The 26,713-nt window shown below is 62.4% G+C and carries 22 protein-coding genes, 3 tRNA genes and 1 rRNA gene; 22 read left to right on the top strand and 4 right to left on the bottom strand.

Going from position 1 to position 26,713, the window contains the following annotated elements; all coding sequences use genetic code 11:
* The first annotated feature begins 8 nt into the window (after positions 1-8).
* The 5 genes from rrf (at position 9) to ACYVRZ_RS12510 (ending at position 1,330) form a co-directional block, all read left to right on the top strand.
* Positions 9-125: ribosomal RNA gene (rrf, locus tag ACYVRZ_RS12530) — 5S ribosomal RNA — on the top strand.
* A 12-nt stretch (positions 126-137) separates the two neighbouring features.
* Positions 138-209, top strand: a tRNA-Asn gene (locus tag ACYVRZ_RS12525).
* 101 nt (positions 210-310) lie between these two features.
* Positions 311-382, top strand: a tRNA-Glu gene (locus ACYVRZ_RS12520).
* Positions 383-395: 13 nt separating this feature from the next.
* Positions 396-468 (top strand) — tRNA-Thr (locus tag ACYVRZ_RS12515).
* 49 nt (positions 469-517) lie between these two features.
* Positions 518-1,330: a DNA/RNA non-specific endonuclease gene (locus ACYVRZ_RS12510; protein WP_461227342.1), complete on the top strand. Its 813-nt coding sequence runs from the start codon at positions 518-520 to the stop codon at positions 1,328-1,330.
* A gap of 292 nt (positions 1,331-1,622) precedes the next feature.
* Here the strand turns inward: ACYVRZ_RS12510 and ACYVRZ_RS12505 are convergent, their stop codons facing one another.
* The gene (locus ACYVRZ_RS12505) at positions 1,623-1,835 is read right to left on the bottom strand and encodes a zinc ribbon domain-containing protein (RefSeq protein ID WP_262316802.1); all 213 of its coding nucleotides are present in this window, start codon (positions 1,833-1,835) and stop codon (positions 1,623-1,625) included.
* A 2-nt stretch (positions 1,836-1,837) separates the two neighbouring features.
* Entirely contained in the window at positions 1,838-2,260 is a 423-nt protein-coding gene (locus tag ACYVRZ_RS12500) for a hypothetical protein (protein WP_461227340.1), read from the bottom strand.
* A 107-nt stretch (positions 2,261-2,367) separates the two neighbouring features.
* On the opposite strand from ACYVRZ_RS12500, the gene ACYVRZ_RS12495 reads away from it, so the two are divergent.
* From ACYVRZ_RS12495 to ACYVRZ_RS12415, 17 genes are all read left to right on the top strand, one after another.
* Positions 2,368-3,651, top strand: coding sequence for a 3'-5' exonuclease (locus tag ACYVRZ_RS12495; protein ID WP_461227338.1), 1,284 nt, complete (start codon positions 2,368-2,370; stop codon positions 3,649-3,651).
* Positions 3,652-3,662: 11 nt separating this feature from the next.
* A complete protein-coding gene (locus ACYVRZ_RS12490; RefSeq protein WP_461227336.1) occupies positions 3,663-3,893 on the top strand; it encodes a DUF1858 domain-containing protein in 231 nt (76 codons plus the stop codon).
* The gene (locus ACYVRZ_RS12485; protein WP_461227334.1) at positions 3,886-5,589 is read left to right on the top strand and encodes a DUF438 domain-containing protein; all 1,704 of its coding nucleotides are present in this window, start codon (positions 3,886-3,888) and stop codon (positions 5,587-5,589) included. Before ACYVRZ_RS12490 ends, ACYVRZ_RS12485 begins: the two co-directional genes overlap by 8 nt.
* 176 nt (positions 5,590-5,765) lie before the next feature.
* Positions 5,766-7,997, top strand: coding sequence for a DNA helicase PcrA (gene pcrA, locus ACYVRZ_RS12480; RefSeq protein WP_461227332.1), 2,232 nt, complete (start codon positions 5,766-5,768; stop codon positions 7,995-7,997).
* 122 nt (positions 7,998-8,119) lie between these two features.
* Positions 8,120-10,138 (top strand): NAD-dependent DNA ligase LigA, encoded by a 2,019-nt coding sequence (ligA, locus tag ACYVRZ_RS12475; RefSeq protein WP_461227330.1) that lies wholly within the window; start codon positions 8,120-8,122, stop codon positions 10,136-10,138.
* Positions 10,135-11,283 carry a CamS family sex pheromone protein gene (locus ACYVRZ_RS12470; protein WP_461227328.1) on the top strand — a complete coding sequence of 383 codons (1,149 nt, stop codon included), beginning with the start codon at positions 10,135-10,137 and terminating at the stop codon, positions 11,281-11,283. Before ligA ends, ACYVRZ_RS12470 begins: the two co-directional genes overlap by 4 nt.
* Positions 11,284-11,423: 140 nt before the next feature.
* The gene (gatC, locus tag ACYVRZ_RS12465) at positions 11,424-11,720 is read left to right on the top strand and encodes an Asp-tRNA(Asn)/Glu-tRNA(Gln) amidotransferase subunit GatC (RefSeq protein ID WP_262316810.1); all 297 of its coding nucleotides are present in this window, start codon (positions 11,424-11,426) and stop codon (positions 11,718-11,720) included.
* A gap of 26 nt (positions 11,721-11,746) precedes the next feature.
* Positions 11,747-13,168, top strand: coding sequence for an Asp-tRNA(Asn)/Glu-tRNA(Gln) amidotransferase subunit GatA (gatA, locus tag ACYVRZ_RS12460; protein ID WP_461227344.1), 1,422 nt, complete (start codon positions 11,747-11,749; stop codon positions 13,166-13,168).
* Positions 13,165-14,595, top strand: a complete 1,431-nt coding sequence (gene gatB / locus ACYVRZ_RS12455; protein ID WP_461227326.1) for an Asp-tRNA(Asn)/Glu-tRNA(Gln) amidotransferase subunit GatB — start codon at positions 13,165-13,167, stop codon at positions 14,593-14,595. Before gatA ends, gatB begins: the two co-directional genes overlap by 4 nt.
* Positions 14,596-14,608: 13 nt before the next feature.
* Positions 14,609-15,619, top strand: a complete 1,011-nt coding sequence (locus tag ACYVRZ_RS12450) for a diacylglycerol kinase (protein WP_461227324.1) — start codon at positions 14,609-14,611, stop codon at positions 15,617-15,619.
* A 273-nt stretch (positions 15,620-15,892) separates the two neighbouring features.
* The gene (locus tag ACYVRZ_RS12445; protein WP_461227322.1) at positions 15,893-16,348 is read left to right on the top strand and encodes an NUDIX hydrolase; all 456 of its coding nucleotides are present in this window, start codon (positions 15,893-15,895) and stop codon (positions 16,346-16,348) included.
* A 10-nt stretch (positions 16,349-16,358) separates the two neighbouring features.
* Positions 16,359-16,841, top strand: coding sequence for a GNAT family N-acetyltransferase (locus ACYVRZ_RS12440; protein ID WP_461227320.1), 483 nt, complete (start codon positions 16,359-16,361; stop codon positions 16,839-16,841).
* Positions 16,841-17,284 carry a GNAT family N-acetyltransferase gene (locus ACYVRZ_RS12435; RefSeq protein WP_461227318.1) on the top strand — a complete coding sequence of 148 codons (444 nt, stop codon included), beginning with the start codon at positions 16,841-16,843 and terminating at the stop codon, positions 17,282-17,284. The genes ACYVRZ_RS12440 and ACYVRZ_RS12435 overlap by 1 nt, the downstream gene beginning before the upstream one ends.
* A 35-nt stretch (positions 17,285-17,319) precedes the next feature.
* Entirely contained in the window at positions 17,320-18,105 is a 786-nt protein-coding gene (locus ACYVRZ_RS12430) for a tyrosine-protein phosphatase (RefSeq protein WP_461227316.1), read from the top strand.
* Between the two features lies 1 nt (position 18,106).
* Positions 18,107-18,604 (top strand): GNAT family N-acetyltransferase, encoded by a 498-nt coding sequence (locus tag ACYVRZ_RS12425; protein ID WP_461227314.1) that lies wholly within the window; start codon positions 18,107-18,109, stop codon positions 18,602-18,604.
* Positions 18,605-18,928: 324 nt separating this feature from the next.
* Entirely contained in the window at positions 18,929-19,393 is a 465-nt protein-coding gene (locus ACYVRZ_RS12420; protein WP_461227312.1) for a flavodoxin, read from the top strand.
* A 66-nt stretch (positions 19,394-19,459) separates the two neighbouring features.
* On the top strand, positions 19,460-23,734 hold the full coding sequence (locus ACYVRZ_RS12415) for an acyl-CoA dehydratase activase-related protein (protein WP_461227310.1): 4,275 nt from the start codon (positions 19,460-19,462) through the stop codon (positions 23,732-23,734).
* A gap of 112 nt (positions 23,735-23,846) precedes the next feature.
* On the opposite strand, the gene ACYVRZ_RS12410 is transcribed toward ACYVRZ_RS12415, so the two are convergent.
* Both ACYVRZ_RS12410 and ACYVRZ_RS12405 read right to left on the bottom strand, forming a co-directional pair.
* Positions 23,847-24,467, bottom strand: a complete 621-nt coding sequence (locus ACYVRZ_RS12410) for a hypothetical protein (RefSeq protein ID WP_461227309.1) — start codon at positions 24,465-24,467, stop codon at positions 23,847-23,849.
* 1,674 nt (positions 24,468-26,141) lie between these two features.
* A partial coding sequence (locus ACYVRZ_RS12405) for a transposase (RefSeq protein ID WP_461227307.1) occupies positions 26,142-26,713 on the bottom strand: 572 nt, incomplete at its 5' end.

Below are 26,713 nucleotides of genomic sequence, written 5' to 3'. Positions count from 1 at the left end.
AATAGAAGTGCGGTGGCGATAGCGAGAAGGATACACCTGTTCCCATGCCGAACACAGAAGTTAAGCTTCTCAACGCCGAGAGTAGTTGGTGGGTGACTGCCTGCGAGGGTAGGAAGCTGCCGCGCTTTTTTTGTTTTTCCGGATTAGCTCAGTGGTAGAGCACCTGACTGTTAATCAGGGTGTCGTCAGTTCGAGCCTGACATCCGGAGGAGATACGGGCCGTAACGGCCTGTTTTTTTATTCCTGCCGCCCGCAAAAAGGGGTTTACACCGCGTTTTTCGTCAGGTATAATCAATCTTGTTGTTGCGATGGCCCGTTGGTCAAGTGGTTAAGACACCGCCCTTTCACGGCGGTAACATGAGTTCAAATCTCGTACGGGTCAAAAATATAATTATGCCGTCTTAGCTCAGTTGGCAGAGCACTTCATTCGTAATGAAGGGGTCGCTGGTTCGAATCCAGTAGACGGCAGCACGGCCTCGCAGATTGCGAGGCTTTTTTGATACCAAGGGGGAGAAACATGACAAGAAGACGACGCAAGCAGGCGAGCCTCGCCAGCCTGGCAATCACGGCGCTGGTGGCGGTGGTCGCGTGGGGCTACAACACTTGGCAGCAGTCACAGCCTTCGTCGCAGGCACCGACCACCACCACGGTGGCGGCTAAGGGTGACCAGGCGACCTACGCCAAGCTGGCCGCGTTGGATTACCCGAACGACAGCGATCCGGTGATCGATGTCAACGGCGGCCACGCAGGACTTTCGCTGAGCGATTGGGCCGGGCCACGCATTCAGTACGGGGATCTGGATTCACTCAACCGCACGACCACCAATGTCGGCGACCTCGACGCCCGGACGCTGATCAAGTCGGCGGGGCGGCCCGGCCAAAGCTTCACGCCGACCGGCTGGCACAACCGCTACACTTGGGTCGACGGCCGCCGGGTTAACCGGCAAAACCGCGGTCACCTGATCGCCTACACGCTGTCCGGCAACCTGGATGAGGACGGTCATTATTCCGCCGGCGCGTTGGGCTCAAGTGACAATCCGAAGAACCTGGCGTCGCAAACCGAATACGCCAACCAGGTGCTGATGCAGCCCTTCGAGCAGCAGGTGCGAGACGCATTGGCCAACCACCAGCGCGTCATTTACAAGGTGACCACCGTGTTTCGCGGTCGCGAGCTGATGCCGCGGGGGTATTGGCTTCGCGCCAAGGCGTTGCAGGGGCTCGACTTCAACGTCTACATCTTCAACGTGCAGACCGGCATCCACTACGATTACGCCACCGGCCGCAGCCGGGTGGACCAAAGCGTGACCGTACCCGAAAGTGCGAAGCGGTAGTGCGTCAAGCGAGCGGGTGGCTGCCGCAAGCGCCGCGGCCCGGCCTGCACTCTGGATCACAGTCCCAAGGTCGGCCCTGACCGCAATGAAAGCCGCGGCCCGGAACGCAGTCTGGATCGAAACCCGGATTGCAGCCCGAACCGCTACTCGAATCGGAACCCGGAATGCAGCCCGAACCGTCAGTCGAATCGTCAGGCGAACCGCGGCCCTGACCGTGGCCCGAGCCGTCGCCTGGCCCTGAACGCGAAAGCGGCCGTCTCAACGCAGAAGTTGAGGCGGCCGCTTTTGGTGTTTAGTTGCTCATCAGGAAGTCGAGCACGTTCATGCCGGTGCTGGTGGTCTGCCGGTACAGCTCGGTGTAGCCGCACTGGGTACAGGACACGGTCACGAAGCGCTTGTTTTGAACGTCGAAGATTTTGGCGAAATTGCCGCCGGTGGCCTGAAACTTGTCGGCCTCGTAGCTGTGGTTGCCACACTTGGGGCACACGTATTGAATCGGGTCCATAGTCATTCCTCCTCCGCGTCGTCGCGAAAATGCAGGTGCGATTGGTCCTTTGGCGGGGCCACAATTGGCGGTCCCTGCCAGAACATGATGTCGATACTGTGATCTTGGTACTGGTGGTAGGTGATGTCCAGATCCGCCAGGCTGCGCTGCATCACCGCAAAGTACACGGGCAGCGGCGCGTGGTCCAGGCGGCCGGCCAGCACCACCAAGTACTTGACCATTTCCTCAAACAGCCCTTGGGTCAGGCCGATTGGCTGGACAAAATCGAGGTCGACGTACCAAAGCTCCGTCGTCTCACGTACAATCCCCACGTTGTTCAGCGCAAAGCCGCCGAAGGATTGCGCGTCCTGCAGGGTATAGACGATGTGCTTGATCTGGCCTTTGGGATAAGCCGGCCTTGAAAACATGAGGTGCCATAGGGCCACGGTGTCGCCTCCGCTCAATTATGCTATGATATTAGGCACAAGGTGTCTGCCCCCAGTATACCAGAAACGCTTGGGGCCGACGCAATCGCGAAGAAAGAAGTGGCATTGTGGAACTCAAGGCAATCGTGCAACAACCGCTGACGGCCGCGGATTGGCCGGTGACGCTTCAAACCGCCCTGCAGGCTTTGGCGACGCTTGGCGGCGGGACCAAGACCCAGGTGGCGGTGCTGCCGGTGGAGGCGACCACGCTGGTCCAAGTCGAAGGGCTGTGGCCGGCGCGGCTGACGTTGGCCGGCTGCCGGGTGGCCGCGCCGAGCCTCACGCCGCACGTCGAGCTGTGGGAAAAGCCGCGGCCGGGCCAGCCGGTCGACAAAGTGATCCGCAAGGTGATCGCCGCTTACGTTGCGACCCTGCGCGACCCGGCGCAGCTGCCGGCGCAACTTGCCGCCGACTGGGGCCGGGTGCGAGCGGTGGCCAACCACTTGCAGGCGCTTCAGGCGGTCTGCCACCGGCTGCGGCTGGAGCCGGACCGCGAGCTGACCGTGACGCTGTACGGGCCAGTGGCGGCCGAGACCCAGGCGCTTTTGCAAAAAGCCGGGCTGCCGCTGGTGCAGCGGGAGATGATGACGCCTTGGCCCCAGGCGTTCGCGGCCGAGAGCATCGCCCCGATTGTGTTGGGCGGTCCCAAGGCGACCCACTGGGCCGGCCCGGCGCAGCGAGCCGCCGCCACCGCCCGGGCCAAGGCACTGGTCGCCAAGCGCTACCCCCAGGCGGTTCATCCGGCGTTCACCAAGCGCGAACAGCCGCTGGTGCTGGCGATGGCGGCGCCGGTCGACTACACCGTGTTCGACCTCGAATTCTCCAGCGGCAATGCGCGGGAGGGCTGGTTCATCACCGAAATTGGGGCGTTGAAGGTGCGGCAGGGCCGCCTGGTCGACGCGTTCAACACCTTCGTCAAGATTCCGGCGAATCTGCACCTGAACCTGCAGTCGCAGCGCATGACGGCGCTTGACGCCCGGCTGCTCAACCGCTACGGCCAGGCGCCGGACGCGGCGCTGGCCGCCTTTTTGGGCTTTGTCGGCGACGACGCGCTGCTGGGCTTTTCCGTTCGCGGCGGGGACTTGGCGGTGCTGCGGCGGCAGTTTGCGCTTTTCCCACAGCCCAAGCGGGTGCTGGACGTCGCCAAGCTGGCCGAAGACTGCGGCCCGATGCCCGGCATGCCCGAGGTCAGTCTGTCCAAGTACCGCATCTACCTCGGCCTCAACGCCGTGATGGCGCATGGCGCCTTGTACGACGCGCTGACCACCCACGCGCTGTACGCCTACCTGCAGGGCCGGCCGGTGGTGCCGGCCGCCGCGGTCGCCAAGGTCGGCCAACTGTTGCAAGCCTAAGGAGTGACGAGATGACAACGATTAGCCTGAACACCCCGGTGCGGGACTTGGTGCTGGCCCAACCGGCGATTGTGCCGGTGATGGTGGCGATGGGTCTGGACGGCGTGACCGACCCGGCGCTGTTGAACACGGTCGGCCGCTTCATGACGCTGGCCAAGGGCGCCCGGATGAAGCACATTGACAAGGACACCCTGGTCGCGGCCCTGGCCGCCGCCGGGTTTGAGGTGAGAGAAGATGACTGATCACAACGCCGTGGACCGGCAGAAAAAAATCGTGCAGATCCTGTCGATGCTGCACGAAGGCGGCAGCTTCGAGGCCGCCAAGGCCATTTTTGACGCGACCTTCGATGGCGTCGACGTGGCCGAAATCACCAGCGCCGAGCGGGAGTTGATTGCAAGCGGCCTGAACCCGATGGAGATTCAGACGCTGTGCAACGTTCACGCCGCGGTGTTTCGCGGCAAAATCAACAACGGCGAAAAAACGCCGATGGAAGCGATCCCCGGCCACCCGGTGCAGGTGATGAAGCTCGAAAACGTGGTGCTGATGTCCTTGCTCAACGACGAGCTGCTGCCGGCCTTGAAGAAGTGGCAGCAAAGCGGCACCGACGCCGTGCAGCACGGCCGCATGACGGCGGCCTTGGCGGATTTGGCCACCATCGACAAGCATTACCTGCGCAAGGAGAACCTGATTTTCCCCCTGATGGACAAGTACGGCATCACGGCGCCACCCAAGGTGATGTGGGGCGTCGATGATGATATTCGCGCCTGGATCCGCGCGGCGCGGCGCCTTTTGGCCCAGGAACCGGCGGCCGACAAGTACGACGTCGAGGCGGCGGTCGAAAAGGTTGCCAAGGAAGTCGACGAAATGGTGTTCAAGGAAGAGGAGATCATGCTGCCGATGGTGCTTGAGGTCTTCTCCGCCGCGGATTGGGCGCTGATCCAGCACGAATCGCCGGCTATCGGCTTCACCCTGATTCCCACGCCGTTGCCGTGGCAGCCGACCGCCGCGGAGCTGGCGGCCAAGCCTAAGCCGGGCAAAATGGCCGCGGAGCTGAACGAAATGGCCAAGGCACTGGCGGCCAGCCAGGACCTCGGCTCAACGCGGCAGCAGGCGCCAAGCGACGCCGCGCTGCTGGCCCAGATTCACCGAGACACCCCGGCGCCGGCTGAGGTGCAGGCCAAGCTGGCCGCAGCTGCCCAAGGCGCGGCGGCCGCGGCTCCGACTGCGGCCGCAACCGCGGCGCGTGACGACGCCGCGCCGGCCGGACCGCGGATCACGATTGCGCCGCGCAAGGCCACGGCCGCTGCCGCTGCCGGTACCGCGGCCGGCGCCGAGCCGACCGACGCAGCCACCGCCGCTGCCGCAACAGGCGCCAACGCAGCCGCAGCCGCCGGTGATGCCTCAGGGGCAGACGCGGCGCCCGCCGGCATGCCGGCTGCCATCGCGGCGGCACTGGCGGCTGGCGGTTCGCCCGCTCCCGGGGCGACCTCCGGCACCGAAGGCGGTCGCATCGAAATCGACGGGGTGCATCCGGCCCGGGTGCTGTTGCCGACCGGCAGCTTCGATCTGGACCAGCTGACCCACGTGCTGCGGCTGTTGCCGCTTGATCTGACCTTCGTCGATGAGACGGACACGGTGCGGTGGTTCTCCGATTCCGGCGAGCGAGTTTTTCCCCGCACCACCGCCGTCATCGGCCGCAAGGTGCAAAACTGCCACCCGCCGCGTTCCGTGGACAAGGTCGAAAAGATCCTGGCCGATTTTCACGCCGGGCGCGAGCAGCACGCCGATTTTTGGATTAACTTGCACGGTGAGCGGATGGTGTACATTCGCTACTTCGCCATCACCGACCAGGCCAACCGCTACCTCGGTTGCCTCGAGGTGACCCAAGACATCACCGCCATCCAGCAGCTGACGGGTGAAAAAAGGCTGGGCGATTAGCCGCGCCAGTTGCGGCCAATGACAGCTAACGCGACTCAAAGGGCGTCGCACCGGGGTTTGGTTCCGGTGGCGGCGCCTTTGGTGTTGCCGCGTTTTCTGGTACAATGGACAAAGATACGCGCTGGTCGCGTCTGCAACTTGCCGCCAACGGTTTTGCGAAAGGACGATTCGATTCCATGGATTCTGCACTCACTGGTATGAACGATAAGCAACAAGAGGCGGTCCTTGCGACCGAGGGGCCGGTTCTCATCATGGCCGGCGCCGGGTCGGGGAAGACGCGGGTGTTGACGCACCGCATCGCCTACCTGATCGAGGAGAAAAACATCAACCCCTGGCGGATTTTGGCCATCACCTTCACCAACAAAGCGGCCAAGGAAATGCGCGAGCGGGTCGGCAAGCTGCTGGACCCCGAGCTCGCCCGTGACGTCTGGGTGTCGACCTTCCACGCGCTGTGCGTTCGCATACTCCGCCGCGACATCGAAAAGCTCGGCATGAACCGTGCCTTCACCATCGCCGACCCCGCCGAGCAAAAAACGCTGGTCAAGCACATTTTGGCCGACCTCAACCTGGACCCCAAGCGCTACGACCCCAAGGCCTTGCTCAGCATCATCTCCAACGCCAAAAACGACTTGCAGACGCCGGAGGACTACGCCAAAAGCGCGGCCACGCCGATGGAGCAGGTGGTCGCAAGCGTCTACAAGGAGTACCAGCGGCGGCTTCGCTCCGATCAGGCGCTGGACTTCGACGATCTGATCATGCAGACCATCGTGTTGTTCCAAGACAACCCGGAGACGCTTGAATTCTACCAGCGCAAGTTCCAATACATCCACGTCGACGAGTACCAAGACACCAACGAGGCCCAGTACCAACTGGTCCACATGTTGGGCGAGGGCTATCACAACGTCTGCGTGGTCGGGGATGCCGACCAAAGCATCTACGGCTGGCGCGGCGCCAACATGCAAAACATCCTGGACTTCAAGAAGGATTACCCGACGGCCCAGGTGGTGATGCTCGAGCAAAATTACCGCTCGACCAAGAACATTTTGGCCGCCGCCAACGCGGTAATCAAAAACAACAAGACCCGCCAGGTCAAGACGTTGTGGACGCAAAACAAGACTGGCGAGAAGATCACTTACTACCGCGCCCAAAACGAAATGGACGAGGCGTTCTTCGTAATCAAGGAGATCGAGGCGCAGATGCAGGAACACCACCGCCAGTACGGTGATTTTGCCATCCTGTACCGCACCAACGCCCAGTCGCGAACAATCGAAGAGGCGTTCGTCAAGTCGAGCATTCCCTACAAAATGGTCGGCGGCCACAAGTTCTACGACCGCAAGGAAATCAGAGACGCCCTGGCGTACTTCCGCCTGGTGGTGAACCCGGCCGACGACATGTCCTTCAACCGCATCGTCAACGAGCCCAAGCGCGGCATCGGCGCGACCTCCATCGAAAAGCTCCAGGCCTTCGCCGACAACAACGGCTGGAGCCTGCTGGAGTCGGCGACTAACGCCGAGCTCTCGCCGGTCGGCGGCAAGGCGCGAACCGCCTTGGTCAAGTTCGGCGCGACCATCGAAAAAATTGCGGCCAAGCGCCAAGGCGGCTCCGTGACCGCCTTGATGGAGGCAATTCTTGAGGACAGTGGCTACCTGCCGACGCTCAAGGCTCAGGGGTCGGTTGAGGCCGACACCCGCATCGAAAACCTGCAGGAACTCCTGTCGGTGACTCAGCAGTTCGACGCCCGGTACCAGCCGGAGGAAGAAGACTCGGACATTTTCGTCGATTTTCTCGCCGAGCTGTCGCTTTTGTCCGATCAAGACGACGTCGAAGAAGACGCTCAAGAGGTCACCTTGATGACGCTTCACGCCGCCAAGGGGCTGGAGTTCCCGGTGGTCTTTCTGGTCGGCATGGAAGAGGGGCTGTTCCCGCTGTCACGCGCCGCGATGGACGAGACGCAACTGGAGGAGGAGCGGCGCCTGGCGTATGTCGGTATCACCCGCGCCAAGTCCAAGCTGTACCTCAGCAACGCTTACGGCCGCATGCTGTACGGCCAGCGCCAAAACAACCCGGAAAGCCGCTTCATCACCGAAATCGATGACGACCTGCTGACCCGGGCCGGCCAGGCGCAGCCCAAGACCAACATCCCGTTCATCGACCGCACCCAACGCGCCGTCACGCCGACCTACTCGCGCCACCCGGTCGGCACCAAGGCCAAGGTCGTGGCCGCCCCGCAAAGCGCCGCCGGCAAGGTGGCCTGGGCGGTCGGCGACAAGGCCGAACACCGCAAGTGGGGCGTCGGCACGGTGGTCAAGGTCTCGGGTACAGGCGACGATCAAGAGCTTGACATCGCCTTCCCACAGCAAGGCGTCAAGCGCCTGCTGACGGCGTTCGCCCCGATCGTCAAGCAGTAGGCCCCGCCGGGCGACGCGGTCGCCGTGCCAGCAAGAGGCGGCCTTGCAGGCGGTTGGCCGGGTGGCATCGCCCAGGATTGGCGGACGCCTTTGAGGCTGTAATCAAAAACGGAGGAGACAAGATGGCACAATCTGATGAAATCGCGCAGCACCAGGCTTTGGTGGCCAAGCTCAACGGCTGGCGCAAGGCCTATTACACCGAAGACGCCCCGAGCGTCACGGATCACGAGTACGATCAGGCCTACCAGGCACTGCTCACGCTTGAGGCCCAAGACCCGAGCCTGGTGACGCCGGATTCGCCGTCGCAGCTGGTCGGGGATGCGGTGTCGCCGGACTTCACCAAGGTGCCACACGCCGTGCCGATGCTGTCGATGGGCGACGTCTTTTCGCTGGCGGAGCTTGAGGACTGGGCGGCGCGGCTGGCGGCCGGCGTCGGCCAGCCGGTGGCCTACAACGTCGAGCTCAAAATCGACGGCCTGTCCTTGTCTTTGGTCTACGAAAAGGGTCGGCTGGTGCAGGGGTCGACCCGCGGCGACGGCAACGTCGGCGAGGACGTGACGGCCAATGTTCGCACGATTCCAGACATTCCCCAGACGCTGCCGGAGCCGTTAGACATCGAGGTGCGAGGCGAGTGCTACATGCCCAAAAAGGCCTTTGCCGCCCTCAATGCGGCGCGTGAGGCGGCCGGCGAGCCGCCCTTTGCCAACCCCCGCAACGCGGCGGCCGGCAGCCTGCGCCAGCTGGACGTGGCGGTGACCAAACAGCGCAGCCTCGCGACCTTCCTGTACACCGTGGTGGATCCCGAGCGGTACGGCCTGACCACGCAGCACGAGGCGCTGGCGTTCATGCAGCGGCTCGGCTTTGCCACCAACCCGACCAGCGTGGTGGCCGCCGACTTGGCCACCATCGACACCTACATCACGACCCAAACCGCCGACCGCGACGCCTTGGCTTACGGCATCGACGGCATCGTGGTCAAGGTCAACGACTTGGCGCTTCAGGCGGAGCTGGGCAACACAGTCAAGGTGCCGCGCTGGGAAATCGCCTACAAGTTCCCGCCGGAAGAGGCCGAAACCCAGGTTCTTGACATCGAGTGGACCATCGGCCGCACCGGCGTGGTGACGCCGACCGCGGTGATGACGCCGGTGCTTTTGGCCGGCACCACGGTGGCGCGAGCGACGCTGCACAACGTCGACATGCTCGCAGCCAAAGACATTCGCATCGGCGACACGGTGCGGCTGCACAAGGCCGGCGACATCATTCCCGAGGTCTCTACCGTGGTGATGGCTAAGCGGCCGGCGAACAGTGTGAAGGCGCCGGTGCCCACCACCTGCCCGTCTTGCGGCGAGCCTTTGGTTCACCTGGACGACGAGGTGGCGCTGCGCTGCGTCAACCCGCGCTGCCCGGCGCAGGTGCAAGAGCAGCTGACCCATTTTGCCTCCCGCAACGCGATGAACATCGACGGGCTGGGGCCCAAGATCATCGCGCAGCTGCTGGACCGCAAGCTGGTGGCGGATGTCGCCGGGCTGTACCGGCTGACCGCGGACACCTTGGCGACGCTAGACAAGTTCAAGGAGAAGTCCGTTAATAATTTGTTAAAGGCCATCGACTTGAGTCGGCAAAACTCCGTGGAACGCCTACTATTTGGATTAGGCATCCGCCACGTCGGCGGCAAGGCCGCGGCCAGCCTGGCCGCCCACTTCGGCGACTTGGACCACCTGGCCCAGGCCGATGCCGAGACCATCGCCGCAGTCGACGGTATCGGCCCGACCATCGCAGAGGCGGTCACGACGTACTTCCAAAACCCAGGGGCCCGGGTGCTGATCGAGGAGCTGCGAGCCGCCGGGGTCAACCTGACCTACCGCGGGGCCGGGCCGGTGGCGACCACCGGGCCGTTCGCCGGTCTGACCGTGGTCATCACCGGCACCTTCGCCGATTACACCCGCCCGGCGCTGACCGCCTTGCTGAAGGCCCAAGGCGCCAAGGTCACCGGGTCTGTGTCCAAACGCACGGACCTGGTGGTGGCCGGTGAGGCGGCGGGGTCCAAGCTGACCCGCGCCCAGGAGCTGGGCGTCACCGTGATGGACCAGGCGGCCCTGCGCCAAGCGCTTGCGGAGAAACCAAAGGAGAATGACGAATGAAGAAATTTTTAGCTGGTGCCATCGGCCTGATCGCGGTCACCTTGGTGGGGTGCGGCAAGCTGAGCTTCGACAACACCAGCACGGCAAGCTCCGGCACCAAAACCGCGACGTATCAAACCACCGGCACGGTGGATGACAGCCTGTACCAAGGCGTGATCAAAAACGGCCGCTACCAGACCAGCTCGGCGCGGGGGCTGACGCTTCAGACCAACGTGCAAGGCGGCAACAGCTTCAACGTCAAGAGCATGGAAATCGGCCTGGAGGACATCGCCAAGACCCACTTCGCGACGTCCAAGTACGTGTTCCAAGAGGGGCAGCTCTTGAGCACGGCGACGGCGACTAAGTGGCTGAACCGCAAGAGCAAGACCAACCCGGACGGCCTCAACCCGGTCGACAACAAGAAGACCGGCGAGACCACGCGGCGGCCGATGTACTTGCAAAGCATGGTCGAGCAAGACTACATGCTGCAAAGCGGCAGCAAGCTCAAGTACGGCGGCATCGCGATCGCCTTGGGCCTCAACGCCTACGACTACTACCAAAAAGAGAAGTACGGTGCGACCTACACCACCCACATCGACGACGCCAAGCTCAAAACCGAGGGCAAGAAGATGGCCGCGGAGGTGATCGCCCGGGTTCGCAAGATGAGCGGCGTCGGCCAAAACGTGCCGATCGTGGTCAGCCTGTACAAGAACGCGGCGCGAGACGCCTTGGTCGGCGGGACCTTCTTCGCCTCGGTCACGGCCAAAAGCGGCACCACGCTGGGCAACTGGCAGACCATCAACCAGCAAAACGAGGTGTTGCCGGTGGTCAATAACGCCAAGCCCGTCAATTCGACGGTGGCCACGGACTTCAGCACGTTTTCCAGTCAGGTCGAGAACTTCTTCCCGACGCTGGCCGGCGTGACCGCCCAGGCCCATTACGAAGACGGCGCGTTGAGCGGCCTGAACGTGACCATCAACACCCAGTTCTACGGCGAAACCGAGGTGGAAAGCTTCACCCAGTACGTCGCGACCAGCGCCGCCAAGTACCTGCCAAGCGGCGCCAAAATCGAGATCACGATTCAGGCTACGCAGGGGATCCAGGCCTTTTTGGCCCGTGAAAGCGGCGCAAAGACCTTCACCACCCACGTCTTCGGCAGCTACTAGCGCGACCCAAAACCGCGGCCAGGCGCCAAGTTTGGCGCGTGTGGCCCGGTGGTTTATGGTAAACTATGATGAGAATACGGGCCCGAGGCCAGTCATTCGTGGCTGGCTTTTCGCGTTGACCCAAGGAAAGTAGGGATTCGATGATCACCAAGGAAAGTGTTGCCCATGTCGCAGAGCTGTCGCGGCTGAGCTTTACCGATGCGGAGCTGGACCAATACACCGACCAGCTCGGCGAGATTCTGAACATGGTGGAACAGCTGGAAGAAGTTGACACCACTGGGGTGCCGGCCACGACCCAAAGCATTCACCTGCACAACGTGATGCGAGAAGACGTGCCGCACAACGACACGAACGTGGAAGACCTGTTCAAAAACGTGCCGACGCGCAAGGGGACGTTGATTCAGGTGCCGGCCATCATCGACAAGGAGGAAGACTAGTGGCGGATCAGTTAACCATCACCGCAATGCACCAGGCGCTTCAAGACGGCGCGACCACGGCGGCCGCCTTGGTCGCCGCGGCCAACGCCCGCATCGATGCGATCGACCCAGACGTCGCCGCCTTTTTGGCGCGTAACCCCAAGGCCCAGGCGCAAGCCGAAGCCGTCGACGCTAAGGGCGACTTCAGCCAGCCCTTGGCCGGCGTTCCGGTGGCGATCAAAGACAACATCGTGACCAACGGCCTGACCACCACGGCCGCTTCCAAAATCCTCGAGCACTTCGAGCCGATCTACGACGCGACGGTGGTCGAGAAGCTGCAGGCAGCCGGGGCAATCAACGTCGGCAAGGTCAACCTCGACGAGTTCGCCATGGGCTCTTCGACGGAAAACTCCGGCTTTCAGGTGACCAAAAACGCCTGGGACCACAGCCGGGTGCCGGGCGGTTCGTCAGGCGGCAGTGCCGCGGCCGTCGCCTCCGGCCAGGTGCCGATGGCGCTTGGCACCGACACCGGCGGCTCGATTCGCCAGCCGGCGGCCTTCAACGGCATCGTCGGCGTCAAGCCGACGTACGGCCGCGTGTCGCGCTGGGGCGTGATCGCCTTTGCCTCAAGCCTCGATCAGGTCGGGACCCTGACGCGCAGCGTCGAAGACGCCGCCTTGACCCTGAACGTGATCGCCGGCCACGACGACAAGGACGCGACCACGGCCGAAGAGCCGGTGCCGGACTTCACCGCCAACCTGCACAAGGGCGTCGCCGGGCTCAAGATCGCGCTGCCTGAGGAGTACTTGGGCGAAGGCGTGGATCCCAAGGTTGCCGCCAAGATTCAGGCGGCCGCGGCCCAGCTGCGCGAGCTCGGGGCGACGGTCGACACCGTCAGCCTGCCGCACACCAAGTACGCGGTGCCGGCCTATTACATCATCGCAAGCTCCGAGGCCAGCTCCAACCTGCAGCGCTTCGACGGCATCCGCTACGGCTTCCGGGCCCAAGACGTCAAGAACCTGACCGACGTCTACGTGCGGTCGCGTTCCGAAGGCTTCGGGCCCGAGGTCAAGCGGCGCATCATGCTGGGGACCTTCAGCCTGTCAGCCGGCTTTTACGACGCCTACTTCAAAAAGGCGGCGCAGGTTCGCACCCTGATCACCCGCGACTTCGAAAAAGTCTTTGAAGACTACGACCTGATCATGGGCCCGACCACACCGACGGTTGCCTTCAAGATCGGCGACAAGGTCACGGATCCCTTGACCATGTACATGAACGACATCCTGACCATTCCGGTCAACCTGGCGGGGCTGCCGGCCGCTTCCATTCCGGCCGGCTTCGTCGATAAGATGCCGGTGGGGCTGCAGCTGATCGGGAAGGCCTTTGACGAGGCCACGATTTTCCAGGCGGCCGAAGCCTTTGAAGCCGCCAACGATTACTTGGCCCAGCTGCCAGGAGGTGCAGAATGAATTTTGAAACCACCATCGGGCTTGAGGTCCACGTCGAACTGAAGACCAAGTCCAAAATGTACTCGCCGTCACCGGTGTCTTACGGCGCCGAGCCTAACACCCAGACCAACGTGATCGACTGGGGCTTCCCGGGCGTTTTGCCGAGCATCAACAAAGGGGCCTACAGCTACGGCATCATGGTCGCCTTGGCGCTTCACGCCGACATCACGCGCGACACCCATTTTGACCGCAAGAACTATTTTTACCCGGATAACCCCAAGGCCTACCAGATCACGCAATCCGAGACGCCCTTGGCCACCAACGGCTACATCGAAATCGAAGTCGACGGCCAAAAGAAGCGCATCGGCATCCACGAGCTGCACGTCGAAGAAGACGCCGGCAAAAACCAACACGAAGACGACGGTTACTCCTACGTCGACTTGAACCGGCAGGGGACGCCGCTGATCGAAATCGTGTCCGAGCCCGACATCGCAAGCCCGGAAGAGGCCTACCAGTACCTCGAGCAGCTGCGCCAGATCGTGCAGTTCACCGGCGCGTCCGACGTCAAGATGGAGGAAGGGTCGATGCGTGTCGACACTAACCTCTCCGTGGCGCCGATCGGCAGCCACAAGTACGGTACCAAGACAGAAATCAAGAACCTGAACAGCTTCGTTCACGTGCGAGACGGCCTGGCTTTCGAGCAAAAGCGCCAGGTGCAGCTTCTGATGGCCGGAGGCGAAGTTCGCCAGGAGACGCGGCGCTGGGACGTCGACAAGAAGGAGACCATCCTGATGCGCGTCAAGGAAGGCGCGGATGATTACCGCTACTTCCCGGAGCCCGACCTGCCGCCGGTACATGTTTCACAGGCTTGGATCGATGAGGTCGCAGCGACGCTGCCGGAGCCACCGGCCAAACGGCGCAGCCGCTACGTCGAAGACTGGAAGATTCCGGCCTACGATGCCGGCGTGTTGACCAACACGCTTGAGATGTCCGACTTCTTTGAGGCCACCGTGGCCGCCGGGGCCGACCCGAAGCTCGCCTCCAACTGGCTGATGGGCGAGGTGTCAGGCTACCTGAACGCCGAACACGTCGAGCTCAAGCAGGTCGCCTTGACCCCGGCTCACCTGGCCTCGATGATCAAGCTGATCGCAGACGGCACCATTTCCAGCAAAATCGCCAAGAAGGTCTTCAAGGAGATCATTCAAAACGACACGGATCCCAAGGCCTGGGTCGAGGCCAAGGGGATGGTGCAGCTGTCCGATCCGGCCAAGCTGACCCCGATCATCGACGCGGTGCTGGACGATAACCAGCAGAGTATCGACGACTTCCACAACGGGAAGGACCGCGCGATCGGCTTTTTGGTCGGCAAGATCATGCAGGAGACGCACGGCAAGGCCAACCCGAAAGTGGTTAACCAAATCCTGATGAGCGAGCTGAAGAAGCGGTAAAAGGAGGCCCCGCATGCAACGGGCACGACTGATTTATAACCCCACCAGCGGTAACGAAGGCATGAAGCGCTACGTCGCGGATATTTTGGACGTGATGGAGCAGGCCGGCTACGAAAGCAGCGCCTTTCAAACGACGCCGACGCCCCTGTCGGCCCAGACTGAGGCGGCCCGGGCGACGGCCGAGGGCTTTGATCTGATCGTGGCCGCCGGCGGTGACGGCACCATCAACGAGGTGGTCAACGGGGTCGCACCAAGCCCCAAGCGGCCCAAGATGGCGATCATCCCGGCCGGCACCACCAACGACTACGCCCGGGCCCTGCGCATTCCGCGCGAGGACCCGGTGGCCGCGGCCAAAATGATTCTGCAGGGCCAAACCCTGCTGATGGACATCGGCCAGGCCAACGACCATTACTTCATGAACATCGCGGCCGGCGGCATGCTCACCGAGCTGACCTACGCCGTGCCGTCGGAGTTCAAGTCGATTTTCGGCTACTTCGCCTACGTCTTGAAGGGCGCGGAGATGCTGCCGGGGGTGCGGCCGGTGCCGATGCACCTGGAGTTCGACGACGGCACGTACGACGGCCCGGCCTCGATGTTTTTGCTGGCGATGACCAACTCCATCGGCGGCTTCGAGCAGATCGTGCCCGACGCGTCTCTGGGCGACGGCAAGTTCTCGCTGATCGTGGTTAAAACCGGCAACCTCGGCGACATCCTGGTGCTGATGGCCAAGGTCTTGAACGGTGGCCGTCACGTCGATGACGCCAACATCATTTACACCAAGACCCAGCGGCTCAAGGCCGCCCGGCTCGACGACGGCGAGATGAAAATTAACCTGGACGGCGAGTTCGGCGGCAACGCGCCGATGACCTTCGTCAACTTGCGCCAACACATCGAGATGTTCGCCAACGTCGACGAGATTCCCAAGAACAACTTGCCGCCAGACGATGCCCAGCACGACTACATGGCCGAGGTCGAACACCTCACCGGCCACGACGTCAACGGCAACGGCACCGTCGGCGACTGACTCAGACCCTGTGACCCCCGAACCGCGCGTTTTGCGGCTCGGGGGTCTTTGGGTTGCGGTGGTGAGGGTTGCGGTGGTAAGGGGGTGGCGTGGCGGCCGCGTCCTCCTCGCACTCGCCGTTGTGCCGCCTGGGCGGCAACGGTATACTGGAGCTAAACGAGCTAAACGAGCTAAACGAGCTAAACGAGCTAAACGAGCTAAACGAGCTAAACGAGCTAAACGAGCTAAACGAGCTAAACGAGCTAATCGAGTAAGCAAGCCGAGGAGGATGTTATGGACTACATTCACGATCTGCGCCAGGTGGTCGGTCATGCACCGGTGATTTTGACCTTTGCCGGGGGAATTGTCACCGACGCGACCGGGGCGATTCTGCTTCAGGCGCGAAGCGACGGGGGCTGGGGGTTGCCCGGCGGCGCCTTGGAGTTCGGCGAAACGGCTACGGCGGCCTGCCAGCGCGAGTTTCTTGAGGAAACCGGGCTTGAGGTGGTGCCGACGCGGCTGCTCGGCGTCGACTCAGACGCAATTCAGCACTACGCCAACGGCGACGTCGCGCAGTGCGTCGTGCTGTTTTTCGCCTGCCGCGCGGTGGGAGGCCGGCTGAACGCCGAGAACGACGAGACCAAGGCGCTGCGGTACTTTGCGCCCAATGCCTTGCCGCAACTGTTTTCACCGCAGCACGAACGAGCGGTGCGGCATTTTCTGAACGGTGAGACGCCGTTCGCCGATTAGGAGGCGACACATGATTCGCGAGATGCGAGAATCAGACATTGCGGCGATCAACGCCGGCTTCGCGGCAATGGGTTGGCCGAAGCGGCCGCGGGTGCTTGCGCAGTATTGGGCCGAGCAGCAGGCCGGCTCGCGGCGGGTGTTCGTCGCAGAAAGTGACGGTCAAGTCGCCGGCTACCTGACGCTTTTGCCTAAGGCGCTGCACGGACCCTGGGCGGGGCAGCTACCGGAGCTTACCGACTTCAACGTGTTTGCGGCCTTTCGAAAGCGCGGCGTCGGCACCGCCTTGATGGCCGCCGCGGAGCTTGCGGCGGGACTGCCGGTGACGCTTGGCGTCGGCCTGCATCCGGGGTACGGACCGGCTCAGCGGCTGTACGTGCGGCGCGGCTACGTGCCGGACGGCTCCGGCGTGTGGCTGGACGGCAAGCGGCCGGTCGCCGAAGACGAGGTGGCGCCGGTGGCCGATCTGGTGTTGTACATGAAGAAGGCGCAGTGATGGACCTGGTGATTAAGGAGACGGCGGCGCTGACGCCCAGTGAGCTGTTGACGATTCTGGCGGCTCGCACCAAGGTGTTCGTCGTTGAGCAAAATTGCGCCTACCAAGAGGTCGACGCGCGTGACTTTCAGGCGGTGCATGTGATGCTGCAAGATTGCGGCGAGCTGGTCGCCTACGCGCGAATCGTACCCTGGCCGAATGGTGGGGCGATCAGCTTTGGCCGGGTGCTAGTGGTGGCCGAGCAGCGCCACCGCCACCTGGGCCGGCGCTTGGTTGAGGCGACCTTGGCAGAGATTGCGCGGCGGGACCCGGGGCAGCCGGTTCGCATTCAGGCGCAGGCCTACCTGCAAGGTTTTTACGCCGGGTTCGGCTTTGTCCCGACCTCTTCGGTTTACCTCGAAGACGGGATTCCCCACCTGGACATGGTCCGGTCAGTCGGGTAGGGTATAGGTAGTCTATTACAAAGGAGAATCAGGATTTGGTCCAACTACTGAACATTCATCACGGCTACAACTTCCGCGACCTGGGTGGCTACCGCACGGCTGACGGCCGCGTGGTGGCCGGCCACCGGCTGGTCCGAGCCGGCAAGCTCGATCAGCTGTCCGAGCGCGACCAGACCTTCCTGGCGGCTCACGGCGTCACCACCGACCTGGATTTTCGCTCGCCGGAGGAACGCGAGGCCGCGCCCGACCGGCTGCCGGTGGGGGCGACCTACGACTTCAACCCGGTTTTCCCGTACGACAAGACCCAGGTGACCAAGTCCTGGGCGGAGGAGCAGGCCGAGTTCGCCTTTGACCCCAAGGGCGGCTACAAAAACATGCTGAAAACCTACCGCGAGTTCATCACCAACGACACTTCCAAGAAGGCCTACCGCCACTTTTTCGACCTGCTGCTGGCTTCAACCGACGGCGCCGTGCTGTTTCACTGCTCGGCCGGCAAGGACCGCACCGGCATGGCCGCGGTGTTCGCGCTGGCGGCGCTGGGGGTGCCGGAGGCCACGATTCGCGAGGACTACCTGGCGACCAACCAGTACGTCGGCGGCCAAAAGGCTAAGGTGATTGCGGCCGCCAAGCAGGAAGGCGCCAACGCCAACATGCAGGCGAGCCTCGCCGATCTCTGGATCGCGCGGCCGGAGTACCTGGACGCGGCGTTGGCCACCATTCAAAGCGAGTTCGGTGGCATGGCGCAGTACCTGAGCGCGGGGCTGGCGCTGTCGCGTGGCGAGCAGGCCGACCTCAAGCAGCTCTATTTGAAGGAGGCGTGACATGCTGACTTTCAAACCCGTCAGCGCGATGTCCGACCGCAAGGCGGCACTGGCCCTGTACCAGGCGGCACCGGATTATTTTCGCCTGACGCACCAGCCGGCGCCGACTCGCGCGACGGTGACGGAGGACCGGCTGGCCAAGCCGCAAGACGCGCCGGCCTCAGCCAAGCACTACGGCCTGCTGCTTGAAAACGCCGTGCCGGTCGGGGTCTTGGACCTGCTGGTCGGCTACCCGGATGCCGGCACCGTCTACATCGGCCTGCTGCTGTTGGCCGGGCCCAACCAGCGCCGCGGCCTCGGCTCGCAGGTGGTGGCGCAACTGGCCGAGCGCTTCAAGGGCTACCAGCGGCTGCGCGTCGCCGTGGTCGACGACAACAAGCCGGCCGCCGCGTTCTGGCAGGCCCAAGGCTTCGTGCCGGTCAGCGCGACCACCACGGACCTGGGCGACCTGAACGTTGTGGCCGTGACCATCATGGACAAACCGCTAGCCGTCAAGTGAAGGGCGACCCGATGACTCGGGCCGCCTTTTGCGTGAGCGGGGCAGCGAAGCGCCGCGGCGCTGGCGCGGCCGGTGAGCCAGGACCGGCGGCGGTGATTGCGGCCAGGCTGCGGTGGTCCAGGGCCGTGGCGGCCGCAGGGGTCGCGCATTCAATGAGCCCGGGCCGGCGGCGGTCGCCCGGCGCTGAGCCCAGCCGGTCCGGCCGGCCCCGGGCAATGTGACATTTTGTGCAAAAGGGCACAAAAATGTTGCGCGGTCGGCAACATCGGACTATCGTATGAGTAAGTACTCACCACATTTAGGGCAGGGCCCAAGGAGGACAACATGGCATCAGCATTGATCGTCTACGCCAGCCTGACTGGCAACAATGAACTCATCGCCAACCACATCAATGAGCGGCTGGAGGCGGCCGGTTACGACACCGACGTGCAGGAGATTTCCCAGGCGGTGGCCGAGGATTTCTTGGACGTCGACTTGTGCGTGGTCGCGTCTTACACTTACTCCGGCGTGACCGATGGTGAGCTGCCGGACGAGGCGCTGGATTTTTACGACGAGCTGCAGGAACTGGCGCTGCCCGATCAGGTCTTCGGTGTGGCGGGGTCTGGCGACACCGCCTACGAGCGCTTCTGCACGGCCGTTGAGATGTTCGAAGCGGCCTTCAAGGGCACCGGTGCCACGCAAGGCGCGGCCAGCGTCAAAATCGACCTGGAGCCCAACGACGAAGACTTGGCCAACCTCGACGCGTTCACGGATTCGCTGATCGCAGCCGTCGCGGCCAAGCAAAAGTAAGACACAACGCGCTGCCCCGCCTGAAGACGCCGGCGGCAAGGCGTCTGCGGACGCCCAGGAGGAAGCATGGCACAACATTGGATCGGCGGCATCGACGTGGGGTCGACCACCGTTAAGCTCGTCGTGATGGACGAGGCACACCACACCCAGTTCGCCCGTTACGAGCGGCATTTTTCAGACGTCAAGGCGGCTAGCCACAAGATCATCGAAGAGGCGATTCACGAGCTCGGCCCGTTGACGCACCTGTCGTTGACCATCACCGGCTCCGGCGGCATGGGGCTGGCGAACCTGCTGAACCTCAAGTTCGTTCAGGAGGTGATCGCCTGCACCAAAACGGTCGAGACCCTGATTCCCCAAACCGACGTGGCGATCGAGCTGGGCGGCGAGGACGCGAAGATCACGTTCTTCGGCGCCAGCCTCGAGCAGCGCATGAACGGCTCCTGCGCCGGCGGTACCGGCGCGTTCATCGACCAGATGGCGACGCTGCTCAAGGTCGACGCCGACGGGCTCAACGAACTGGCCAAAGACGCCAAGGTGATCCACCCGATCGCCAGCCGCTGCGGCGTGTTCGCCAAGACCGACGTGCAGCCTTTGATCAACGACGGGGTGGCCAAGGCCGACATCGCCGCAAGCATTTTCCAGGCGGTGGTCAACCAGACCATCTCCGGCCTTGCCGCCGGCCACAAGATTCGCGGCAACGTCGCCTTCCTCGGGGGGCCGCTGTACTTCATGGACCAGCTGCGCGAACGCTTCATCACCACGCTGCACCTGACCCCGGAGCAGGTGGTGTTCCCCGCCGACCCGCAGCTGTTCGTGGCCAAGGGGGCGGCCTTTTACGCTGAAGACCAGCCGCAGACCACGCTGGTCGCCTTGCTCGATCGCCTCGAGCACGGTGACGATTCGGGCATGCGCCCGGCGCATGCGCTGACGCCCTTGTTTGAAGACGACGACGCGCTGCAGGAATTCCGCAAGCGCCACGCCGAAGCCCGGGTCGACACCCGCGACCTGGCCAGCTACCAGGGTCAAGCCTTCTTGGGCATCGACGCGGGGTCGACCACGACCAAGGTGGCCCTGATGAGCACGGACCGCAAGCTGCTGTACACTTATTACGACAGCAACGACGGCGACCCGCTGGAGAAAACCAAGCAGATCATGCGCGACATGTACCAGAAGTTGCCGGCCGGCGTCACCATCGCCAAGGCCGCGGTGACGGGCTACGGCGAGCATTTGATCAAAAACGCCTTGATGGTGGACATCGGCGAGGTCGAAACCGTCGCCCACTACCGCGCGGCAAGCTACTTCCAGCCGGACGTCGACTTTATTTTGGACATCGGCGGCCAGGACATGAAGGCGATGACCATCAAGAACCACGCGCTGTCGACCATCAAGCTCAACGAGGCCTGTTCCAGCGGCTGCGGCTCGTTTTTGGAGACTTTTGCCACCAGCCTGAACTACAAGATTCAAGACTTCGCCCAGGCGGCGCTGTTGGCCAAGCACCCCAGCGACCTGGGTTCGCGTTGCACCGTGTTCATGAACTCCAAGGTCAAGCAGGTGCAAAAAGAAGGCGCGACCATCGGCGACATCGCCGCCGGCCTGTCCGTGTCGATCATCAAAAACGCCTTGTTCAAGGTGATCAAGATGCGTAAGCCGTCGGACATGGGCCAACACATCGTCTGCCAAGGCGGGACCTTCTACAACGAGGCCGTGCTGCGTGCCTTCGAGCAGATCGCCGGCGTCAACGTCATCCGGCCCAACATCGCCGGGCTGATGGGCGCTTACGGCGCGGCCCTGATCGCCCAAGACGCCGCGGCCGCCGGCGACCACACCACGATGCTTGAGCCTGCCCAGATGGACGATCTGACCTTCACCAAGGAGTACATGCACTGCGGGGGCTGCGAGAACAACTGCGCCTTGACCATCACCGTGTTCAACGACGGCCGGCGCTTCGTCACCGGCAACCGCTGCGAAAAAGGTGAGGCCCGGGGCCTCAAAATGCGTCAGCCCAAGGACAACGGCAAGGTCAACCTGGTGCAGGAGAAGTACAACCTGCTGTTTTCCTACAAGCCGATGCGCAAGAAGCTCGCGGTTCGCGGCACCATCGGCCTGCCGCGGGTCTTGAACATGTACGAGAACTACCCGCTGTGGCAGACCTTCTTCACCCAGTTGAAGTTTCGCGCGGAGCTGTCGCCCAAGGGCTCGGCGGCCCAGTATGAAAAAGGGATGGAAACCATCCCAAGCGACACCGTCTGCTACCCGGCCAAGCAGGTTCACGGCCACATCCAGGCCTTGATCGACAAGGGCTACCAGCACATTTTCTACCCCGCGGTGGTCTACGAGGTGACCGAGTCCCAGCAGGCCCAAAACCACTTCAACTGCCCGATCGTTCAAAGCTACCCGGCGGTGATCCGCAACAACGTCGACGAAATCGCCTCGGGGCAAGTCGACATGCGTTCGCCTTATTTGAACCTGGCCGATCACGCCGGCACCGCGGCCAACTTGTACGAGTGCCTGCAGGACTTCGGCGTGACCAAGCAAGAAGTCACAGACGCGCTTGAGGCCGGCTACAAGGAGCTCGCCCACTTCCACCAGCAGATCCAAAACCGCGGCGAGGACACGCTCAAGATGCTGATGGCCACCGGTGAGCACGGCATCGTGCTGGCCGGGCGGCCGTACCACCTGGATCCCGAGGTCAACCACGGTATCTCCCAACTGATGACGGCCGAAGGGTTCCACGTGCTGACCGAGGACTCGATCGCCCACCTCGGCGACGTCGAAGGGCTGCGCGTGGTCAACCAGTGGGTCTACCACAGCCGGCTCTACGCGGCGGCTAAAATCGCGGCCAAGACGCCGCAGCTTGAGTTCGTCCAGCTCAACTCCTTTGGCTGCGGCATCGATGCGATCGACGCCGATCAGGTCGAGGAAATCATGGACCGCTACAACCGCCTGTACACCAGCCTCAAGATCGACGAAGGCACCAACATGGGGGCGATTCGCATCCGCCTGCGGTCCTTGAAGGCCGCCGTCGCCGAGCGCGAAGGCCGCCACATCCTGCCGCAAAAGCTCGCAGACGCGCCGGAGCCGGTGGACTTCACCAAGGCGATGGCCCAAAGCGGCTACACGCTGCTGTTGCCGATGATGTCGCCGATTCACCAGGCCGGCCTGGTCGACGTCGCGCTTCAGGCGTCGGGCTACAACGTGGTCAACCTGCCGATGGAAGACCGCAAGGCGGTCGACGTCGGCCAGCAGTTCGTCAACAACGACGCCTGCTACCCGGCGATCATCTCGATCGGCCAGATGCTCGAGGCCCTGCAAAGCGGCAAGTACGACCTGAACAAAACCGCGGTGATGATGACTCAGACCGGCGGCGGCTGCCGCGCGACCAACTACATTCCACTGATTCGCAAGGCCCTCAAGGACGCTGGCTTTGAAAACATCCCGGTGGTCTCGCTGTCTTTGGGCAACCAAGGCGTCGAGGAGACCCCGGGCTTCAAGTTTACGCTGCCGCTGCTGCGGCGCGTCGCCATCGCCTTTTTGTACGGCGACTTGTTCGAGCGGGTGGTGTACCACACCCGGCCTTACGAGGTCGAAGCAGGCGCGGTCGACAAGCTGCACCAAGACTGGCTGGACCTGGTTCGCCCGTCGATTGAAAAGGGCAGCTTCCACGAGTTCAAGAAGAACGTCGCCCAGATTGTCCAGGACTTCGACACGATTCCGCTCACCGATGCGGTCAAACCAAAGGTCGGGCTGGTCGGCGAAATTCTGGTCAAGTACTCGCCAATCGCCAACAACGACCTGGTTCGCCTGCTGGAGAAAGAAGGCGCCGAGGCCGTGGTGCCGGACATTGTCGGCTTCATGAACTACTCGCTGTACAACCAGGTCTTCAAGTACGACCACCTCGGCGCCAAGGCGTCGGCCAAGTGGTTCGGCGAGTTCGCCATTCAGGTGATCCGCTGGTGCGAGCTGCCGATGCAAAAGGCCCTCAAGGCGTCCAAGCGCTTCGAGGGCATCGAGGCGATCGAAGACATCGCGCATGATGCCAGCAAGGTCTTGAGCCTGGGCAACCAAACCGGTGAAGGCTGGTTTTTGACCGGCGAAATGATCGAGCTGCTCAAATCCGGGGTGCCGAACATCATTTGCATGCAGCCGTTCGGGTGCCTGCCCAACCACATCGTCGGCAAGGGCATGGTCAAGGCGCTGCGCCAGCAGTTCCCAGGCGCCAACATCGCGCCGATCGACTACGACCCCGGCACCAGCGTGGTCAACCAGCTCAACCGCATCCGGCTGATGCTGGCGACGGCCAACAAGCACCTGGCCCAAAGCCAGGCGGTGGCCAGCCACTAGCGCCTTCGGGACAACACAAAAACGGTTACCGCGCGGATTGCGCGGTGGCCGTTTTTGGCGTGGGTTTGGTTGTGTCGTGGCTGGGGCGGAGCGGAGCGGCGGCTGACGCCTCCTAGTCGGGCGTGGTGGCCTGGGCCGCGTTTTGCTGCCACCGGCCGAACAGCTGGTGGCGGTAGGCGGCGTCATTCAGCCGCGCGGCGTCGATGGCAAGCATCGGCAGCATCGCGCCGTCTTCTTGGGTTTCCTGGTCGGTGATGCGGTCCAAAAACCACGCCGGGGTGGTCAGCGCCTGGTACTTTTGGGCGAAGGCCTGCCAGGCGGAGAGCTGCCTGGCGGCCAGCGGCGGGTCGTCCTTTGGGCGAAGTGTGGCCAGCGCCTTGCGGTAGGCGGCAAAGTTAATCTGGCCTGCTGCCAGCCTGGCAGAAAGCTGGTCGTAGGCGGGAAGCATTGGGTCGCCGGTGGTCGCGAGGGATTGGTCGAGCAGCCGGCGCAGGTGATGCAACACCTGCTTTTGGGCGCGGCCAAGCGCGGCTTGTTGTACCCGCACTACTACTCGCTCCTGCGTCAGGGTGCCGGTGAGGGTGCCTTGGTAGCCCGGCGTCAGCTGCAGGCGAGCCAGGGCGGCGTCGTAAACCAGGAAGGTCGCAAAGTGCGGGTTGAAGTAGGCACTGGTGCCATCCGGTGCTTGCGGCGGCAGGGCGAAGTCGGAGACGGTGGCAGTCAGGGTGTCCACTGGCGTGAGGGGACCGGTCGCTGGGGCCAAACACACGGTTTGGGCCTGTTGCACGGTGACGGTCAATGACAAAGGGGGCGGAGCGGGGGCTCGGGTTTGAGCAGCGGGCGATGCGGGGGTCAGCGCCGGCGTGGTGGTGGCTGGTGGCGCAAGCGGCGCGACAGCGTCGGTTGGAATGGCCACTGTGTGCGGTGGGAACACCGGTGTTTGGTTAGTGATTCTGCGCAACAACTGTGTCTGATAAGCCGGATCTTGAAGGCGTGCCTTGACCAGAGGGATGGCCGGTTGCCTGCTGTGGGGCGGTGTTGGGGTCGCGAGGCGTTTTGTGGTTAGGTGACGGACACCGGTGATTAATAGGTGCTCCGGTGCAAGCGATGCCCGTTGCTGGTACACGCTACGGATTGCGTGTACTTGGGCCAGCTGAACATGATGGAGGGCTCGCTGGTAGGGGGCAGGCAGCGGTCGTGCTAACTGCCACATCCGTTCTTGAAATCGGTTAAATGAGAGTCGGTGGCTGAGGTAACAATTCAGCGTTGCAGTTAACTGACGACGGTTGATTGCACGGGGCAATTGCGTTAACCAGTGTTGGGTGTGGGAGATTACACGGCTGTGAAACCGTTGTTCGACAATCCGGAGGCGTGAGATGGCATCATGGCTCCGATACTCGTAGCATGGGATCACTTGGCCGGTGAGCTGAAGGATATCGCCAACCTCCCAAATGAATTTACCAAACCGTGACGCCTCAGGATGAAAATCGAGATACGCCAGTGTTGGTGGGAAGGTTAGTGTGACGTCGCCGATCACCACTTCGGTAACAGAGACGACCAGCAATTTATGCCTGGTAATCTCAAGAGATTGATTGAGAAGTTTGCCTGAGAAGCCACCGACAATCTGAACGGTGAAACGTGGCCGTTCTTCGCGCTGTTGCATTGTCATCACCCGCTTTGGCTTTTGATGTTAGTATAAACGCGATTGGTTGGAATGTAACGTTATGTGCTTGCGAGGCTGAAATAGGCAACGTGCCGACGACAGCTTACGGGAAAATGATGTGCTAGTCCTAATGCACCGCTGTTTTGACGCGATAAGTGCGGTTGCCATCAGTTTTTTCACGGTTTGAGTCTAAAAAATTGACGCCCAATTGGTCCGGTGTTAAGCTATACTCGAATGATTGTTCAAGTGCGGGGATGGCGTTGTGGCCGCAGCGCTGGCACCTCTGCCGCATAGGGGAACGATCCGGAGCGCAAGCGCCTCTAGTACCCAACCCATGCCAAGCCGCAGTGTAGTGCCACACGGCTTTCAAACGTACGCGTTTTAGTGCAACTCCCCCGCCTTAGGAGGAGATACCAGGGCAAAGGACTTTTCCACCCCACCGGTTGCTTCAAGCTGGGACCTACTCGCACGGCGAGGTAGCTGCGGCCCCGACGAGACCGGTGGTGTACCACCACGGTAAGACGAAGCCAGAATCCTAGCCAAATAAGGCCGAAGCCACCGCACTTTGTGAGTGCGGTGGCTTCGACGCGCCCGTCGCAGGTTGCGGCGGGCTTTTTTGGCGATGGGTCAGCTCCGGACCCCGATGCGCTCGGCTTGCTGCAGCCAGGCTTGGCGCTTGGCCGCCTTGCTTTTTTGGCTCTTCGTCAAGTGGAGTTGATACAGATTTATGAGAGTGTCTGGACCTTAATTGGTCCGGACGCTCTTTTTAATGCCGTTTGGTTTGAACCAGACGCGCTCCAAGAAAATGCGGTTGATGAAGTTCATCCAGTTCTTATACCCGTATGCTGTATTTTTGATTCGTTTGATCTGGCTATTGATTCCTTCGAGGAAGCCGTTTGAATAACTGAAGCGTAGCGCATTAAGCACCTGCTCTTTATACTTCTTCAAAGACCGAATGGCCTGATCCATACGGTTTCCTTGGGCGCGATAACTGGTCAAGGCTTGTTCGAGTGCCACTGGGTCGCCCTGCTTGAATGCAGTTAGGATGGCTTGATAGACCTCGTATGCGGCACGAAAGCCTGGGTCCAAATCGAGACACTTAGACACTAAGTTGACCGTTGTGTCGTAGTAACCAACGCTCATATGATAGGTCGGCCTAACGGCTTCAAGGTCTTCGAAACGTTTTAGAAACACCTTCCATTCTCGCTTCATGAAGCGGTATGACTTGCTTGACTTGGGGACGGTCTTCATCACTTGGACACGAACCATATTGAGTGCTGTTGAGACCATCTGAACGATGTGGAATCGATCCACGA

It is taken from the genome of Lacticaseibacillus suihuaensis, from assembly GCF_054785075.1.
The sequence above is the reverse complement of the archived record's forward strand: the minus strand, read 5'-3'. Positions and strand labels throughout refer to the sequence as shown.

What these genes read in the sequence shown, in the direction of transcription:
- ACYVRZ_RS12435 (WP_461227318.1), top strand. Translation starts at nt 16,841, where the DNA reads ATGGACCTGGTGATTAAGGAGACGGCGGCGCTGACGCCCAGTGAGCTG.
- gatB (WP_461227326.1), top strand. Translation starts at nt 13,165, where the DNA reads ATGAATTTTGAAACCACCATCGGGCTTGAGGTCCACGTCGAACTGAAG.
- ACYVRZ_RS12445 (WP_461227322.1), top strand. Translation starts at nt 15,893, where the DNA reads ATGGACTACATTCACGATCTGCGCCAGGTGGTCGGTCATGCACCGGTG.
- gatC (WP_262316810.1), top strand. Translation starts at nt 11,424, where the DNA reads ATGATCACCAAGGAAAGTGTTGCCCATGTCGCAGAGCTGTCGCGGCTG.
- ligA (WP_461227330.1), top strand. Translation starts at nt 8,120, where the DNA reads ATGGCACAATCTGATGAAATCGCGCAGCACCAGGCTTTGGTGGCCAAG.
- ACYVRZ_RS12510 (WP_461227342.1), top strand. Translation starts at nt 518, where the DNA reads ATGACAAGAAGACGACGCAAGCAGGCGAGCCTCGCCAGCCTGGCAATC.
- ACYVRZ_RS12440 (WP_461227320.1), top strand. Translation starts at nt 16,359, where the DNA reads ATGATTCGCGAGATGCGAGAATCAGACATTGCGGCGATCAACGCCGGC.
- ACYVRZ_RS12505 (WP_262316802.1), bottom strand. Translation starts at nt 1,835, where the DNA reads ATGGACCCGATTCAATACGTGTGCCCCAAGTGTGGCAACCACAGCTAC.
- ACYVRZ_RS12485 (WP_461227334.1), top strand. Translation starts at nt 3,886, where the DNA reads ATGACTGATCACAACGCCGTGGACCGGCAGAAAAAAATCGTGCAGATC.
- gatA (WP_461227344.1), top strand. Translation starts at nt 11,747, where the DNA reads ATGCACCAGGCGCTTCAAGACGGCGCGACCACGGCGGCCGCCTTGGTC.
- ACYVRZ_RS12420 (WP_461227312.1), top strand. Translation starts at nt 18,929, where the DNA reads ATGGCATCAGCATTGATCGTCTACGCCAGCCTGACTGGCAACAATGAA.
- ACYVRZ_RS12490 (WP_461227336.1), top strand. Translation starts at nt 3,663, where the DNA reads ATGACAACGATTAGCCTGAACACCCCGGTGCGGGACTTGGTGCTGGCC.
- ACYVRZ_RS12425 (WP_461227314.1), top strand. Translation starts at nt 18,107, where the DNA reads ATGCTGACTTTCAAACCCGTCAGCGCGATGTCCGACCGCAAGGCGGCA.
- pcrA (WP_461227332.1), top strand. Translation starts at nt 5,766, where the DNA reads ATGGATTCTGCACTCACTGGTATGAACGATAAGCAACAAGAGGCGGTC.
- ACYVRZ_RS12450 (WP_461227324.1), top strand. Translation starts at nt 14,609, where the DNA reads ATGCAACGGGCACGACTGATTTATAACCCCACCAGCGGTAACGAAGGC.
- ACYVRZ_RS12470 (WP_461227328.1), top strand. Translation starts at nt 10,135, where the DNA reads ATGAAGAAATTTTTAGCTGGTGCCATCGGCCTGATCGCGGTCACCTTG.
- ACYVRZ_RS12415 (WP_461227310.1), top strand. Translation starts at nt 19,460, where the DNA reads ATGGCACAACATTGGATCGGCGGCATCGACGTGGGGTCGACCACCGTT.